The organism is Luteibacter sp. Sphag1AF (genome assembly GCF_014192715.1).
Lineage (GTDB): Bacteria > Pseudomonadota > Gammaproteobacteria > Xanthomonadales > Rhodanobacteraceae > Luteibacter.
The window spans coordinates 1-14,554 of the sequence record NZ_JACHYH010000003.1 but is presented as its reverse complement, the minus strand read 5'-3'; the positions used below and the strand labels follow the sequence as shown (position 1 = coordinate 14,554).

Genomic DNA, 14,554 nt, shown 5'->3' with positions numbered 1-14,554 from the left:
AATTACGCCCTGATTCTCTCCCACGCGGACGCCAAATGCAAAAAACGCCGGGCATAAAGCCCGGCGTTTTGTGAAATGCACCACGCGATTATTCGCGATTAATAAGATTAATCGGAAAATCTTATGCCAGAAGTAACAGGAGGTCTTCGCGAGTGATGGCGCGGGCTTCGCTTTCAGTGCGCTGGCGATATTCCAGGGTGCCTGCGGCGATGCCACGCTCGCTGACAACCACGCGGTGCGGAATACCCAGCAGTTCCATGTCGGCAAACATGGAGCCGGCGCGCAGGCCACGGTCGTCCAGCACGGCTTCAATGCCGGCGGCGGTCAGTTCCTGATAAAGCGCTTCAGCGGCGGCGGCCACTTCCGGGGAGTTCTTCGGATTGATGACGCACACGGCAATGCGCCACGGGGCCATGGCATCCGTCCAGATCATGCCTGCCTCGTCGTGGCGCTGTTCGATGGCGGCAGCCACGATGCGGCTGACGCCGATGCCGTAGCAACCCATGTACATCGTGGCGAGCTTGCCCTGGTCGTCCAGCACGGACGCGCCCATTGCCTCGGCATACTTCTGGCCGAGCTGGAAGATGTGGCCGACTTCGATGCCACGGGCGAGGCGCAGGGTGCCCTTGCCGTCCGGCGAGGCGTCACCGTCGACAACCTGGCGCAGGTCGGCCACGCGGTCGATGCGGGCGTCACGCACCCAGTTGGCGCCCGTGTAATGGGTGCCATCCTTGTTGCCGCCGCAGACGAAGTCGGCAAGCACGGCCGCGTCGCGGTCCACGATCACCGGGATGCTGTCCGGCAGGCCCACCGGGCCAATGAAGCCCGGGCGCGTGCCGATGGCCGCGACGATCTCTTCCTCGCTGGCCAGCACCGACTCGTCCGGCAGTTCTGCGAGGTGGGAGGCCTTCACTTCGTTCAATTCGTGGTCACCGCGCACGCACAGGGCTACCAGGCCCTTCACGCCGCGCACGATGATCGTCTTGACGCACTGGCTGGGGGAAACGCTCAGGGCGCGGGACACGTCGTCGATGGTGCGCTGCGTGGGCGTGGGTACGAGGGTCAGTTCGGCCGACGGGGCAGGGCGTTCCGTGGTGGGCGCCAGCGCTTCGGCCTTCTCGATGTTGGCGGCATAGTTCGAGCCGTCGGAGAACGCGATGGCGTCTTCACCCGAATCGGCCAGTACCTGGAATTCGTTGCTGGCGCTGCCGCCAATGGCACCCGTGTCGGCATCGACGGCGCGGAACTTCAGACCCAGGCGGGTAAAGATACGGGTGTAGGCCTCGTACATCACCTGATAGGTTTCAGCCAGCGATTCCTCGGTGAGATGGAAGGAATAGGCATCCTTCATCAGGAATTCGCGCGCGCGCATCACGCCGAAACGCGGACGGATCTCGTCGCGGAACTTGGTCTGGATCTGATAGAAATTGAGCGGCAGCTGCTTGTAGCTTTTCAGCTCATTGCGCGCGAAGTCGGTAATGACTTCTTCGTGCGTGGGGCCGTAGCAGAAATCCTGTTCTTTACGGTCTTTCATTTTCAGGAGCTGGTTACCGAACTTCTCCCAGCGACCGCTTTCTTCCCACAGCTCGCGCGGCTGTACGGAAGGCATCAGCATTTCCAGCGCGCCAGCGCGGTTCATTTCTTCACGTACCACCGCTTCCACCTTGCGCATGACGCGCAGGCCCAGTGGCGTCCAGGTGTACAGGCCCGAGGCAAGCTTGCGGATCATGCCCGCACGAAGCATCAGCTTGTGGCTGGGCAGCTCGGCGTCTGCGGGAACTTCCTTGGAGGTGGCGAGATGAAACTGGCTGAGACGCATGAGGCTTGGAGGTCCGGACGGTAAAGCACCGATTATAGGCTTAAGCCGCCGGACGGAATGGGGGCGTGCGAGCGCCCCCATTCGATCGTGCTTATTTCTTGCAGTACAGGGTGTATTGGGCCTGCGCCGTTTCCATCTGGCGCTGGCGTGCTGCCGTGTCCAGCTGAACACTGCCGCCCTTGCCGTCATCGGCGGATACCGGCTGGTCTTTGCCCAGCACTTCCAGGTTCGATTTCAGGGTCTCGCACAGCTTGCCGCGGTTTTCCGGCGTGTCTGCGGTGGGGCCGCTGGTGCCCTTGGCAGGCTCCGGCTTCGGTTCCGGCGAGACGCCCTCGGTGGACGGTTGTGTGGAGGCCGTTGCGCCGGAGGTGTGCACTTTCTCCACCTTGGTGCCGCCCGGCGGCGGCGAGTCGGTGTAGTGCGTGACGCCCTGAGCATCCTTCCACTTGTAGAACGACGTGGCCGACTGGGCCTGTGCCATGGTGGCAACAGACGCTAGCAGCGCGACAATCAGGTAACGACGCATGAAGGGAGTCCGGTTCAAAGGAAGGCGCGCGTACAGTTAGCACCGGCCGGGCGTGCGCACAAGCGCCAGGTGGTGCTTGTGTGCGCGACCGCACGCACGAGCCTCTCCGGGCGCTGGTCTACGCACGCATCACTCCAGTCCTTTAAACTGACCGCCCACCGTCACGGAATGGACAATGACTGAACCCACTCCCGCGCGGGCGCCTCGCCACCGCGGCATCTATCTCCTGCCGAACCTGTTCACGACGGGAGCGATGTTTGCTGGCTTTTACGCCATCGTCTCGGCCATCAATGCGCACTACATGACGGCGGCGTGCGCCGTTTTCGTGGCGGCTGTGCTCGATGGCATGGACGGCCGCGTGGCGCGCATGACCAACACGCAGAGTGATTTCGGCGTTCAGTACGACTCGCTGTCGGACCTGGTGAGCTTCGGCCTTGCACCGGCACTGGTCATGTACACCTGGTCGCTGTCCTCGCTGGCCGGTTACGGCCCGGTGTGGGGCAAGATCGGCTGGGCTGCCTCCTTCATCTATGCCGTGTGCGCGGCCCTTCGCCTGGCGCGGTTCAATACCCAGGTGGGCGTTGCCGACAAGATGTACTTCCAGGGGCTGGCCAGTCCGGCGGCCGCCGGGTTGTGCATGGCCTTCGTCTGGACCATGGAAAAATTTGGCATTCCCGGTCCCACGGTCGCCTTTTTCACGATGCCGCTCGCGGTGGTTGCGGGTCTGTTGATGGTCAGCAACGTGCGCTATTACAGCTTCAAGGCGTGGCCCAAGGGCGACCGCGTGCCGTTCGTCTGGCTGATTGCGGCGGTGCTGGTGGTGGTGCTTCTGGTGATCGACACCGCCCCGGTGTTGCTGGCCGTGGGCATCATTTATGTGGTGTCCGGGCCGGTCATGACCCTGTGGGGTCGTGCCTCCCGTCGGCGCCGCGCCCGGCATCACGCCCGGGCGGATGGATGAGCATGGTCGCGGCTGTCGCCAGCACTGACCCACGTCGGCGTGCCCGCCTGCTGAAAGCCATGGGCGTCACGCCGTGGCGGCTGCGGTCGGGGCCGGACGCAGCATCCGCCGCGATGGGCGAGGCAATGCCCGCGTCGCCGATGGCGATGGAAACCGATGCCGTCTGTGTGGTGGTCATCCCCGCAGGCTGTGACGAGCGCCAGCTGGAACTGATCGGCCGCGCCCTGCGTGCCACGGGTCCGCAACTGGCGCGCGCCGCCCGGTTGGAAGCCGGGCAGGGCGGGTTGGGCGTCGTTCCCGTCGCGCGGGCGTATCTGGTTTTCGGTGAGGCGCAGGCTCACGCACTGGGCCACGACCTGCCAGCTGCGGTGATGAGTGCCGCCGATATCGTTCTGGTGGACGAGCCCGCACGGATCGTGGCGGAACCGGGCGCCAAGCGGCGTCTGTGGAATGGTCTGCGCACGCTGAGGCGCGCGCTGGCGGCAGGTTGAGTCGTGGTCGCCGTCGCCCATCCCGCTACTGAAGTGCGCGCCATGCGCCGCGACGACCTCGACGAGGTCGTCGCCATCGAGCAGGCGTCTTACGATTTCCCCTGGACGCCGGGCATTTTTCGGGACTGTCTGCAGGCCGGGCACCACTGCTGGGTCATCGTCCACGACGGCGTCCTGGCGGGCTACGGCATCTTGTCCGTCGGCGCGGGGGAGGCCCATGTGCTCAATATCTGTATCGGCAACGATCACCGGGGGCTGGGCTATGGCCGCCGCATGATGCGCCGGTTGCTCGATCTGGCCCGCTGGTATGGGACGGAGCGCATTTTCCTGGAAGTGCGGCCGTCCAATCCGGTGGCCAAGGAGCTGTACGAGTCTCTGGGCTTCGCTGAAATCGGTCGCCGGCCGGGATATTACCCGGCTAAAACAGGTCGCGAAGATGCCATCGTGATGGCGCTGGACATGCTGCCCCCGGCCTGAGCCATTACCGGCATGGCCAGTTCTATCGCGAGCCAGGGTTCGGGCACAAAAAAAGCCGGCGTAAGCCGGCTTCTTTCGGGAACGCAGTCGCGCAGGCTTACGCCAGGTCGCGGATCTTCGCGTTCAGGCGGCTCTTGTGACGGGCAGCCTTGTTCTTGTGGATCAGGCCGCGTGCAGCGTAACGGTCCATGACCGGCACGGCGACGGCGTAGGCGGAAGCTGCGCCTGCCTTATCCTTGGCGTCGATCGCCTTGACGACCTTCTTCAGTGCGGAACGCACCATGGAACGCGCGCTGACGTTGCGCAGACGGCGCTGCTCCGACTGACGCGCACGCTTCTTCGCGGACTTGATGTTGGCCAAGGGAAAACTCCAGAGTTCGGTTGGGCTTAAAAAAGACGCCCAGTATGAGGTCAATGCGTCGCTACGTCAACAGCTTAGGCCGTTCACGGGCGTGCCGGCGGGGTAGCGGGAAACATTGCCCGCAAAAGCGCCGAACGCGTACTGTCTTCCTGCTGGCGCTCGCTGTCAAACTACGGCGTTTTCCGACCCCGGCAAAGGCACCCGTTCCAAGGATGAAAACCCCCAGTCTTTTACGTGGCGTGCTGTCGTTCAGCGGCATGACCATGGTGTCGCGCGTGCTGGGCCTGGTGCGGGACATGGCCATCAATGCCTCCTTCGGCGCGAACGCGGCTACCGATGCTTTCTGGGTGGCGTTCCGCATACCCAACTTCATGCGTCGCCTGTTTGCCGAAGGCTCGTTTTCCACGGCTTTCGTGCCTGTTTTTACCGAGGTCAAGGAAACCCGCCCGCATGCGGAGCTGAAGTCGCTGATGGCGCGCACCTCGGGGACGCTTGGCGGTGTGTTGCTGGTGGTGACCGCGCTGGGTGTGATCTTTGCTCCTCAGGTAACGGCGTTGTTTTCACCGGGTGCTGTCGATACGCCGGAGAAATTCGAGCTCACTGTCAACCTGTTGCGTCTGACTTTTCCTTTTCTGCTGTTTGTGTCGCTGACGGCGCTTTCTGGCGGGGCCCTGAACAGTTTCCATCGTTTTGGCCTGCCAGCCCTGACGCCGGTCATCCTCAACCTTTGCATGATCGCGGGCGCGCTCTGGCTGGCGCCACGGCTGCACACGCCAATCATGGCAATGGGCTGGGCGATTCTGGTCGCTGGTGTGCTTCAGCTGGCTTTCCAGTTGCCGGCCCTGAAGGGGCTGGACCTGCTGGCGCTGCCTCGCTGGGGCTGGAGCTCGCCGGACGTGCGCCGGATCATGAAGTTGATGGTGCCGACGCTGTTCGGCTCGTCCGTGGCGCAGATCAACCTCCTGCTGGATACGGTCATTGCCTCACTGCTGGTTGCCGGCTCGCAGAGCTGGCTGTCGCAGGCGGATCGCTTTCTTGAGCTGCCGCTGGGCGTTTTTGGCGTGGCGCTGGGTACGGTCATCCTGCCATCGCTGTCGCGCCACCACGTGGCCACGGACAAGGAAGGCTTCTCGCGTGCGCTGGACTGGGGCCTGCGCACGACGCTTATTATCGCGGTGCCCGCGATGTTTGCCCTGATGCTGCTGTCCGAGCCGCTGGTCGCCACCATTTTCCAGCACGGCCGGTTCACGCCGTTCGATACGCGCATGGCGTCGCTTTCCATCTCCGCGCTGAGCTTTGGCCTGCCGGCCTTCGCGCTGGTCAAGGTGTTGCTGCCCGCGTTCTATGCGCGCAAGGACACCCGTACACCGGTCAGGGCGGGCGTCGCCTCGCTGGTGGCGAACATGGTGTTCAACGTGCTTTTTCTGGCCTTGCTGTTCTCCCTGTGGGCCAGCCCCGAACAGAAGGCGGGGTCCTGGCTGACCGGCCTGTCGCAGATTCCTGGCCTGCACATGGCATTGGGCATGGCCAGTGCGCTGGCCAGCTACCTGAACCTGGCGCTGCTCTGGCACTGGCTGAAGAAGGCAGGCGTTTATCAGTTGCAGCCGGGCTGGATGCGTCATCTTGGCCGGCTGGCCTTCGCCTGCGCCGCGATGATCGTGGTCCTGCTTGCCGGCCTGTGGTTGTGGCCCAACTGGACGGACACTGAAAAATGGACCCGCGTCGCCCGTCTGGCCGTGCTGGTGGCGGCCGGTGGCGGGGCCTATCTGGCGGCTCTGTTCGCTGCAGGCTTCCGCCTGCGTGAACTGCGCGGTCGGTGAGGGGGCGCCGCATTGTGCGGCGCAATGCTGCGGCTATACTGGCCCGATGGCTTTGATTCCGTTGCACCTCCTGAACCGTGCTGACCTCCCTGATGGGAGGGTTTGCGCATGACGCTCCGTCTGCATCGTGACGTCGATGGGCCGTGTCTGGTGCCTGAAGGCAGCGTCCTTGCCATCGGCGCGTTCGATGGCCTGCATCGCGGTCATCAAACCCTGCTTGACGAGGTGCGTCAGCGCGCCTGTGCCCAGGGGCTGGTGCCTGCCGTGGTCACCTTCGAGCCCCTTCCGCGCGCTTTCTTCTCGCCGGTTCCGGTTCCGCGCCTGAGCAGCCTTCGCGAGAAGGTGGAGGGCATGACGGCGGCCGGTGTGCGCGATCTGCTTTCGCTGCGTTTTGACGCAGCGCTGACGGCGATGTCCGCCGAAGACTTCGTTCGCCGGGTGCTGGTCGGACGCATGGCGGCTCGCGAAGTGTGGGTCGGGTCGGATTTCCGTTTCGGCCATAAACGTGCCGGCGATTTCGCGCTGCTGGAGTCTATGGGCGCCGAACTCGGATTCACGGCCCACGCCATGGAGCCGGTGCTGATTGATGGCGAGCGGGTGTCCGCGTCCCGGGTCCGCACGCTGCTGGCCGAGGGCCGCTTCGCAGACGCCACCGCGTTGCTGGGCCGTCCGTTCGTTATTGATGGCCACGTGGAATATGGCAACCAGCTTGGCCGCACGCTGGGCTACCCCACCGCCAACATTCACCTGGGCGACCGGGTCAGCCCGGTCCACGGCATTTTTGCCGTGCGCATCGGGGTGGGTGAGGGGCCGTGCAGCTGGCCTGGCGTAGCCAGCCTCGGTACGCGCCCCACCGTCAACGAAGTGCGCGAACCCTTGCTGGAAGCTCACCTTTTCGATTTTGCGGGCGACCTCTACGGGCGCCGGATCGCAGTGGAGTTTGTCACCAAATTGCGCGATGAACTGAAATTCGACGACCTGGAAGCCCTGACTGCGCAGATGCGCCAGGACGAACGGGACGCCCGGCAGGCTCTTGGAATGAACCCCATTCTTGTCGATGCATGAAAGATGGACGTCATGAGGCGTCCTGATTCGATAACCAGCGGTTGCGAGCAATGACCCAGGATTACAAGAACACCATCAACCTGCCGCAGACGGATTTCCCGATGCGCGGCGACCTTCCCAAGCGCGAGCCGAACTGGCTGGCCACCTGGGAGCGCGTCGGACGCTATGCGCAGATCCAGGAAAAAACCGCCGACCGCGACAAGGTGTTCGTGCTGCATGACGGCCCGCCGTATGCCAACGGCGTCATTCACCTGGGCCACTCGGTCAACAAGGTGCTGAAGGACGTCACGGTCAAGTCGAAGCTGATGGCCGGCTACCGCGCACCGTACGTGCCGGGCTGGGATTGCCACGGCCTGCCGATTGAAATCGCCATCGAGAAAAAATTCGGCAAGGCGGGCGACAAGCTCAACGCCGCCGAATTCCGTCAGAAGTGCCGCGAATACGCGCTGGCCCAGATCGACCTGCAACGTACCGACTTCAAGCGTCTGGGCGTGATCGGCGACTGGGAGCATCCGTACCGGACGCTGGACTTCACCTACGAAGCCGACATGATCCGCGCGCTGGCGCGCATTGTGGAAAACGGCCACGTGGTGCGTGGTGCGAAGCCGGTTTACTGGTGTTTCGATTGCGGTTCCGCGCTGGCGGAAGCGGAAATCGAATACGGCGACAAGGAATCGCCGGCCGTTGATATCGCGTACGACGCGGTGGATCCGGTGTCCTTTGGCGCCCTGTTCGGTGTGGCCGCTGGCGACGCCGTCATTGCCGTGCCCATCTGGACGACCACGCCGTGGACGATTCCGTCCAGTCAGGCCGTATCGCTGGGTGGTGAGCTGGAATACGTACTGGTGGAAGGCCCGGCCCGCGAAGGTCGCCGCGTTCTGCTGGTTATCGCCGAGCCGTTGGCTGGCAAGGCGCTGGCACGCTATGGCGTCGAGACGGTCAACGTGCTCGGTCGCGTGCAGGGGGCGGTGCTCGAAAATCAGCCGTTGCACCATCCGCTTTACGGCCACCATGTGCCGGTGATCCTGGGTGACCACGTGTCGGCCGAAGACGGTACGGGTGCTGTGCACACGGCACCCGATCACGGCGCGGACGACTTCATCGTCAGTCAGCGTTACGGCATTGGCACGCTCAATCTCGTGGATGGCCGCGGCGTCTATCGCGCGACCACGCCGCTGATCGGTGACGTGTCGCTGGTCGGCGTGCATATCTGGAAGGGCAACGACATCATTGTCGACCTGCTGGGCGCACGTCACGTGCTGCTCGCTTCGTCGAAGCTGTCGCACAGCTATCCCAATTGCTGGCGCCACAAGAAACCGGTGATTTTCCGCGCCACGCCGCAGTGGTTCATCAGCATGGAGCAAGCGGATCTCCGCCGCACCGCGCTGTCGTCCATCAAGAATGTGCGCTGGATCCCCGGCTGGGGCGAAGAGCGTATCGCCGGCATGGTTGATGGTCGTCCGGACTGGTGCATCTCGCGTCAGCGCACCTGGGGCGTGCCCATCGCCCTGTTCGTGCACAAGGAAACCCACGAGCCGCATCCGGACAGCGTCCAGTTGCTGGAGAAGGTGGCCGACCGTGTGGCGAAAGAGGGTATCGACTCCTGGTTCACGCTGGACGCCCGCGACTTCCTCGGCGACGACGCCGACAACTACGAGAAAGTGACCGACGTCCTCGACGTATGGTACGACTCGGGCGTCAGCCACTTTGCCGTTATCGGGGCGCGTCCGGAACTGCAGGCGGGCAACGCCACCGAATACAAAGTCATGTATCTGGAAGGCTCCGATCAGCATCGCGGCTGGTTCCAGTCTTCCCTGCTTACCTCCGCTGCGATCAACGGCCGCGCACCTTTCGACCACGTACTCACTCACGGCTTCACCGTGGATGCGCAGGGCCGCAAGATGTCCAAGTCGCTGGGCAACGGCATCGAGCCGCAGGAAATCATGAAGACCCTCGGTGCAGACATCCTGCGCCTGTGGATCTGTTCCACCGACTACCGCAACGAGATGTCGCTGTCAGACGAAATCCTCAAGCGCGTAGCCGACACCTACCGTCGCGTGCGCAACACGGCGCGCTTCCTGCTCGGCAACCTCGATGGTTTCGATCCGGACAAGCATCTGCTGAACGTTGACGCATGCGTGGCGCTGGATCGCTGGGCCGTGCAGCAGGCGCTGGATACGCAGACGGCGATCATCGCGGCTTACGAGCGCTACGATTTCCCGGAAATCGTCCAGCGCGTGCAGAATTTCTGCACCAACGAGCTCGGCGCGCTGTATCTGGACATCACCAAAGACCGCCTCTACACGATGCCGACCGACAGCCTCGGCCGTCGCAGCGCGCAGAGCGCCATGTACCGCATCCTGGAAGCACTGGTGCGCTGGCTGGCTCCGATGACTACGTTCACCGCCGAGGAAATCTGGGCGCACATGCCCGGCTCGCGCAGCGAATCGGTGCTCTTCGAGACCTGGTACGAGGGTCTGGAAGGCGCACGCATGGACGGCGATGCCCGTGCATCGTGGGCACGCCTGCTCACCATTCGCGATAGCGCCTCGCACGTGCTGGAAGGCATGCGCAGGGACGGCCAGATCGGTGCCTCGCTGGACGCCACGCTGACCATCCACACCGACGATGCGCTGCGCAACACGCTCGCCGAATCGGGCGACGAACTGCGCTTCTTCTTCATCACCTCCGACGTCGTGCTGGCGCCGCTGGAGCCGCGCCCGGCCAATGCGCGTCGCGTGGAACTGGAAGGCGTGGAGGCGTGGGTGTCGGCAGGGGTCAACGACGACGCCAAGTGCATCCGTTGCTGGCATCACCGTCCGGACGTGGGTTCGGACCCGGCGCATCCGGAAATCTGCGGCCGTTGCGTCGAGAACGTGGCGGGGCAGGGCGAAGATCGCCGCTGGTTCTAAACACACGCTAATGTTGTTCTGACGTGCCGCAGATCTCTGCGGCACGTCTGCCATCTCAGGAAATCCGGCCGTCATGACGACCCGCATCAAACCGAACGCACTCAGCTGGCTGTGGCTTGCTGTTGCCATCATTGCGCTGGACCAGCTCACCAAATGGTGGGCACTTACGTCGCTGCAGCCGGCCGAGACGCCGCATCCGGTCATTCCGGGCATCCTCAACTGGACACTGACCTTCAACACGGGCGCAGCCTTCAGCTTTCTGGCCGATAGCGCTGGCTGGCAGCGTTGGTTCTTCGTGCTTCTGGCTGTGGGCATAAGCGTCACGCTGAGCGTGTGGCTGAGTCGCACGCCGCGCCGCGACTGGCGCACGGCGCTTCCCCTTGCCCTGATCGTGGGCGGCGCAGTGGGTAACGTGATTGACCGCTTCCACGCCGCCAAAGTCACCGATTTCATTCAGGTGTTCATCGGCAGCTACCCGTTCCCGGTGTTCAACGTGGCCGATTCGGCCATCACCGTGGGCGCTGTCGGCCTCATCGTCTTCGGGCTGTTTTCAGCGAAGCCTTCGGCCGACGTGCGATAATTCGGGGGTCGGTGCTGCCTGCGCGCAGCGCCTCCTTACGGTTTTCGAGGTTCGCTTGGACATCCTGCTCGCCAATCCCCGTGGTTTCTGCGCTGGCGTGGATCGCGCCATTGCCATCGTCGAACGTGCGCTGGAGTCCTACGGCGCGCCCATCTACGTGCGCCACGAGGTTGTGCATAACCGCTACGTGGTCGAAAAGCTGCGCGCTGACGGCGCCGTCTTCGTGGAAGAGCTGGACGAGGTGCCCGATGGCTCCACCGTCATCTTCAGCGCCCATGGCGTGCCCAAGGCCGTTCGCGAAGAAGCTGACCGTCGTCGCCTGACCGTGTTCGACGCCACCTGTCCGTTGGTGACCAAGGTGCATATGGAAGTGGCCCGCCTGGGTCGCGCGGGCCACGATGTCGTTCTCATCGGCCATGCCGGACACCCGGAAGTCGAAGGCACGATGGGGCAGTGGAACCCGAACAACGCCGGACGCATCTATCTGGTGGAATCGGTGGACGACGTCAACGCGCTCGTACCCGAACAGCCCGACGCGCTGGCTTTCGTCACCCAGACCACGCTGTCCGTGGACGACACCATCGCCATCATCGGCGCGCTGCGCGCCCGTTTCCCCAGCATCGAAGGCCCGCGCAAGGACGACATCTGCTACGCCACGCAGAACCGCCAGGATGCCGTGCGCCGACTTGCCGAAGCCGTGGACGTCGTGCTGGTGGTCGGCTCGGTCAACAGCTCCAATTCCAACCGCCTGAAGGAATTGGCGGAAAAGCAGGGCGTACCGTCCTATCTGATCGACGGGGCGGAGCACATCGACCGCGCATGGCTCGATGGCAAGACCCGCATCGGCGTTACCGCTGGCGCGTCCGCGCCGGAAAAGCTGGTGCAGGAAGTCCTGGCTCGTTTGCAGTCCTGGGGCGCCGGCACCGTGCGTGAACTGGACGGCGAAGCGGAAAACATCACCTTCGCGCTGCCAAAAGAATTGCGTCTGGCCAGTTAAAGGCTTGCACAGTACGCCAAGGATCTTTAGAATTCCGCCTCTCGCCGGAATAGCTCAGTTGGTAGAGCGCGTCATTCGTAATGATGAGGTCGTAGGTTCGATTCCTATTTCCGGCACCAAGATTTACCGGAGCGTCACCAAGAGTTTCTGGATAAAAAAACCTGCCGCAAGGCGGGTTTTTTTGTGTCTGAAGAACCGCAGAGGTGCGCCACGGCTGGCTTCCCTGGCGTGGCAGGAAGGGTGCGCTTTCGCGTGGCGGGCTTGCGACATCGCCCGAAAGACCCGCCACTCATCCGTTAAGGTAGGCCGTCCCCCACGAGGTTCCCGCGTGCCCCGCCCCACGAAAATCCGTACACGCTGGCCCGGCACCATCGTGCCGCGTGCCTTCTTTCATCGAGACGCGCGCGAGGTGGCGCCGCAGCTTTTGAACAAGGTGCTGGCCTGCGCCGACGGTCGGGCGGGGCGCATTGTTGAGGTTGAGGCGTACGTCGGGGCCGTTGATCCGGCCGCTCACACATTTCGTGGCAAGACGCCACGTAATGCGGTGATGTTTGGGCCGCCCGGGCACATGTATGTGTACTTCACCTACGGCATGCACTGGTGCTGCAACACGGTGTGCGATGACGAAGGAGCGGGCTCGGGCGTGTTGATCCGTGCCCTTGAGCCAGTGGCGGGAATCGAAACCATGCGAGCGGCGCGCCCGCGCATCCGGCGGGATCGCGATCTGTGCAGCGGGCCGGCGCGCCTCACGCAGGCCATGGGTATCACGGGTGAGCAAAACGGCATTGATCTGGTGAAGGCGCGCGACGGCTACACCATTCTGGACGACGGCACCGCGCCACCGGAAGCCGTTGCCGGTGTGGCGCGCATTGGCATCCGCGAAGGCACCGATTTGCTCTGGCGTTGGTATGTCAGCGGAAATGTGCATGTGTCCCGAACCTGACCCAGCGTCATCCGATGTGCCGTTGTGTCCCACCTGTGGCGGCTGCGGGACAGTGACGTATGTGGATGAAGAAGTGGGCTGCCGGTTTACCGTTCCATGCTGGCGCTGCCCGACCGCAGCGGTGGAGGAAGACTAGTCGCGCATCAGGCCCAGCAGGTCGTTGGCCTGGTCTTCGCTCATTTCCTCAGACTCCACGTGCAGCAATACGATGCCGCCCGTGCGCTGGTTTTGCAGGGATTCCACTTCTTCCTGGCGGAACTGGCCTGTCAGTACATCGTCGATGCCGCAATGGCCTTCCTCGACGGCACCGACGATGAAGCACGATTGCAATTCCACCAGAGCCATTCTCAACTCTGGGTGATACCACCTGACTATGCCGTGCATCATTCGTCCCTCGTACGAACGTCAACTCAGGCTCCGCCCGCGTAGATCGTGATTTCGTGAATTGCTGGCCATCTCGCTGCGCGAAACTGGCACATGCTATGCAGATTCGGCAAGTGACCATATCGGCGATTGAAAGCACAAGCAAACTGTGAAGGCGCGGGTGCATACGGCGGCTTCATCGCGCTGGTGCGATACCTGCGACATCCGGGGGGATCATCAGGAATGCCGATGAGGAGGGCTCATCATGAGCACGTCGTCCCGTCACATGCGCATTTACGTGATGCATCCGCCAGAGCCTGGCGCTGACTGGGCCGTACGTGTGGATGCCAGCCGGCCTCAGCGGTTCCGGCTGGAGCGCGAGGCGCTTACCTACGCATTGCGTCAGGCCCGGATCAATAACGAGGCCGGTTTCAAAGTAGAGCTTCGGGTGGAGGACGACCACGGCCATTGGCGGGCGGTCGCCTTGTAGCGGCTGCATGTACGGGCGCCGAAGCGCCCGGCAGACATCAGGCAGCGGCGAGGCGCGCCATCGCTGTCGGATGGGGCGGCGCCAGATGGCCCAGAGCGGTTGCGGGAAGGTAGCGCCACCGATCAAGCCGGTGGGGCACACGCGCGGCGTTGAAGCTGTCGCGAAGGGCGGTGGCTGCTGCATCGGGCTCGTCGAATCGGCCGAGCTCAACTTCGTCGAGCAGGGCACGCCAGCGGTGGCCGTGACGGATGATGCGAAACAATCCTGAGGTCGACTGGTAAACGTATTGCGCCAGCACGGGTCGGGCTCCTTGAAGTACCCGCTCACTGTACCGGGGCAAGCGTGACCATCCCGTTATCGGAATGCGGCAATTTGGGGGCAATGAGGTTGCCGTATTCCGGAGCGGTTCACTCCGGCGCCTTCGCAGGAATAAACGGGGATACCGGATCGCTGGCGGGGAAGGTCTCTTCCAGTGCGCTGTCCTGGTTGTCGTCGGCGTGCGCCTTGCGTTGCTTTTCCTGCCCGGGACTTTCCGGCTTGCCAGTAGGGTGATGGTCGGGATGCTGGCCGTCTTTGCGGTCGTGGGTCATGGGGTGAGGCCTTGTGAGAGGAACCGTCTCCATAGGGCCCCTGTGGCCGTGAAGGACGCGTCTCGGTGTCGACCCCCCGTTAGTTAGTGCCAACCATAACCCGAGGTTGCCGGGTCGTTTTGCTGCCTGAACTCGGCGGGTGTCAGCCCGCCGAGGCTG

General features: G+C 63.6%; 16 protein-coding genes and 1 tRNA gene. 11 read left to right on the top strand and 6 right to left on the bottom strand.

Annotated elements, in window-relative coordinates; genetic code table 11:
• Positions 1-121: 121 nt before the first annotated feature.
• Both FHW69_RS09510 and FHW69_RS09505 read right to left on the bottom strand, forming a co-directional pair.
• Positions 122-1,819: a proline--tRNA ligase gene (locus tag FHW69_RS09510; protein ID WP_183422833.1), complete on the bottom strand. Its 1,698-nt coding sequence runs from the start codon at positions 1,817-1,819 to the stop codon at positions 122-124.
• 91 nt (positions 1,820-1,910) lie between these two features.
• The gene (locus FHW69_RS09505; RefSeq protein ID WP_183422832.1) at positions 1,911-2,345 is read right to left on the bottom strand and encodes a DUF4124 domain-containing protein; all 435 of its coding nucleotides are present in this window, start codon (positions 2,343-2,345) and stop codon (positions 1,911-1,913) included.
• A gap of 175 nt (positions 2,346-2,520) precedes the next feature.
• Between FHW69_RS09505 and pssA the strand changes: the two genes are divergently transcribed.
• Genes pssA through rimI form a run of 3 tightly spaced genes read left to right on the top strand, consistent with a single transcriptional unit; the run spans position 2,521 to position 4,274 of the window.
• The gene (gene pssA, locus FHW69_RS09500) at positions 2,521-3,306 is read left to right on the top strand and encodes a CDP-diacylglycerol--serine O-phosphatidyltransferase (RefSeq protein ID WP_183422831.1); all 786 of its coding nucleotides are present in this window, start codon (positions 2,521-2,523) and stop codon (positions 3,304-3,306) included.
• Complete coding sequence (locus FHW69_RS09495) at positions 3,303-3,797, top strand: hypothetical protein (protein ID WP_255494743.1); 495 nt, start codon at positions 3,303-3,305, stop codon at positions 3,795-3,797. Before pssA ends, FHW69_RS09495 begins: the two co-directional genes overlap by 4 nt.
• A 42-nt stretch (positions 3,798-3,839) precedes the next feature.
• A complete protein-coding gene (rimI, locus tag FHW69_RS09490; RefSeq protein WP_183422830.1) occupies positions 3,840-4,274 on the top strand; it encodes a ribosomal protein S18-alanine N-acetyltransferase in 435 nt (144 codons plus the stop codon).
• A gap of 97 nt (positions 4,275-4,371) precedes the next feature.
• Here the strand turns inward: rimI and rpsT are convergent, their stop codons facing one another.
• Positions 4,372-4,635 (bottom strand): 30S ribosomal protein S20, encoded by a 264-nt coding sequence (gene rpsT / locus FHW69_RS09485; RefSeq protein WP_166699218.1) that lies wholly within the window; start codon positions 4,633-4,635, stop codon positions 4,372-4,374.
• A gap of 212 nt (positions 4,636-4,847) precedes the next feature.
• On the opposite strand from rpsT, the gene murJ reads away from it, so the two are divergent.
• The 7 genes from murJ (at position 4,848) to FHW69_RS09450 (ending at position 12,952) form a co-directional block, all read left to right on the top strand.
• On the top strand, positions 4,848-6,455 hold the full coding sequence (murJ, locus tag FHW69_RS09480; protein ID WP_183422829.1) for a murein biosynthesis integral membrane protein MurJ: 1,608 nt from the start codon (positions 4,848-4,850) through the stop codon (positions 6,453-6,455).
• 108 nt (positions 6,456-6,563) lie between these two features.
• Positions 6,564-7,520 (top strand): bifunctional riboflavin kinase/FAD synthetase, encoded by a 957-nt coding sequence (locus FHW69_RS09475; RefSeq protein ID WP_183422828.1) that lies wholly within the window; start codon positions 6,564-6,566, stop codon positions 7,518-7,520.
• A gap of 50 nt (positions 7,521-7,570) precedes the next feature.
• The gene (gene ileS, locus FHW69_RS09470) at positions 7,571-10,432 is read left to right on the top strand and encodes an isoleucine--tRNA ligase (RefSeq protein WP_183422827.1); all 2,862 of its coding nucleotides are present in this window, start codon (positions 7,571-7,573) and stop codon (positions 10,430-10,432) included.
• A 73-nt stretch (positions 10,433-10,505) separates the two neighbouring features.
• Entirely contained in the window at positions 10,506-11,012 is a 507-nt protein-coding gene (lspA, locus tag FHW69_RS09465) for a signal peptidase II (RefSeq protein WP_183422826.1), read from the top strand.
• Positions 11,013-11,067: 55 nt separating this feature from the next.
• Positions 11,068-12,009 (top strand): 4-hydroxy-3-methylbut-2-enyl diphosphate reductase, encoded by a 942-nt coding sequence (gene ispH, locus FHW69_RS09460; protein ID WP_183422825.1) that lies wholly within the window; start codon positions 11,068-11,070, stop codon positions 12,007-12,009.
• Between the two features lie 43 nt (positions 12,010-12,052).
• Positions 12,053-12,128 (top strand) — tRNA-Thr (locus FHW69_RS09455).
• Between the two features lie 209 nt (positions 12,129-12,337).
• Positions 12,338-12,952 (top strand): DNA-3-methyladenine glycosylase, encoded by a 615-nt coding sequence (locus FHW69_RS09450; RefSeq protein WP_183422824.1) that lies wholly within the window; start codon positions 12,338-12,340, stop codon positions 12,950-12,952.
• A gap of 132 nt (positions 12,953-13,084) precedes the next feature.
• On the opposite strand, the gene FHW69_RS09445 is transcribed toward FHW69_RS09450, so the two are convergent.
• Positions 13,085-13,288 carry a hypothetical protein gene (locus FHW69_RS09445; protein WP_183422823.1) on the bottom strand — a complete coding sequence of 68 codons (204 nt, stop codon included), beginning with the start codon at positions 13,286-13,288 and terminating at the stop codon, positions 13,085-13,087.
• A 292-nt stretch (positions 13,289-13,580) separates the two neighbouring features.
• Here FHW69_RS09445 and FHW69_RS09440 point away from each other — a divergent pair, with 292 nt between their 5' ends.
• On the top strand, positions 13,581-13,805 hold the full coding sequence (locus FHW69_RS09440) for a hypothetical protein (RefSeq protein WP_183422822.1): 225 nt from the start codon (positions 13,581-13,583) through the stop codon (positions 13,803-13,805).
• Positions 13,806-13,842: 37 nt separating this feature from the next.
• Here FHW69_RS09440 and FHW69_RS09435 read toward each other — a convergent pair whose 3' ends face one another.
• The gene (locus FHW69_RS09435; RefSeq protein WP_183422821.1) at positions 13,843-14,103 is read right to left on the bottom strand and encodes a hypothetical protein; all 261 of its coding nucleotides are present in this window, start codon (positions 14,101-14,103) and stop codon (positions 13,843-13,845) included.
• A 109-nt stretch (positions 14,104-14,212) separates the two neighbouring features.
• Entirely contained in the window at positions 14,213-14,395 is a 183-nt protein-coding gene (locus tag FHW69_RS09430) for a hypothetical protein (RefSeq protein WP_183422820.1), read from the bottom strand.
• Positions 14,396-14,554 lie beyond the last annotated feature (159 nt).

Coding starts and splice junctions, on each gene's coding strand:
- FHW69_RS09510 (WP_183422833.1), bottom strand. CDS start 1,819: ATGCGTCTCAGCCAGTTTCATCTCGCCACCTCCAAGGAAGTTCCCGCA.
- FHW69_RS09505 (WP_183422832.1), bottom strand. CDS start 2,345: ATGCGTCGTTACCTGATTGTCGCGCTGCTAGCGTCTGTTGCCACCATG.
- pssA (WP_183422831.1), top strand. CDS start 2,521: ATGACTGAACCCACTCCCGCGCGGGCGCCTCGCCACCGCGGCATCTAT.
- FHW69_RS09495 (WP_255494743.1), top strand. CDS start 3,303: ATGAGCATGGTCGCGGCTGTCGCCAGCACTGACCCACGTCGGCGTGCC.
- rimI (WP_183422830.1), top strand. CDS start 3,840: ATGCGCCGCGACGACCTCGACGAGGTCGTCGCCATCGAGCAGGCGTCT.
- murJ (WP_183422829.1), top strand. CDS start 4,848: ATGAAAACCCCCAGTCTTTTACGTGGCGTGCTGTCGTTCAGCGGCATG.
- FHW69_RS09475 (WP_183422828.1), top strand. CDS start 6,564: ATGACGCTCCGTCTGCATCGTGACGTCGATGGGCCGTGTCTGGTGCCT.
- ileS (WP_183422827.1), top strand. CDS start 7,571: ATGACCCAGGATTACAAGAACACCATCAACCTGCCGCAGACGGATTTC.
- lspA (WP_183422826.1), top strand. CDS start 10,506: ATGACGACCCGCATCAAACCGAACGCACTCAGCTGGCTGTGGCTTGCT.
- FHW69_RS09440 (WP_183422822.1), top strand. CDS start 13,581: ATGAGCACGTCGTCCCGTCACATGCGCATTTACGTGATGCATCCGCCA.
- FHW69_RS09430 (WP_183422820.1), bottom strand. CDS start 14,395: ATGACCCACGACCGCAAAGACGGCCAGCATCCCGACCATCACCCTACT.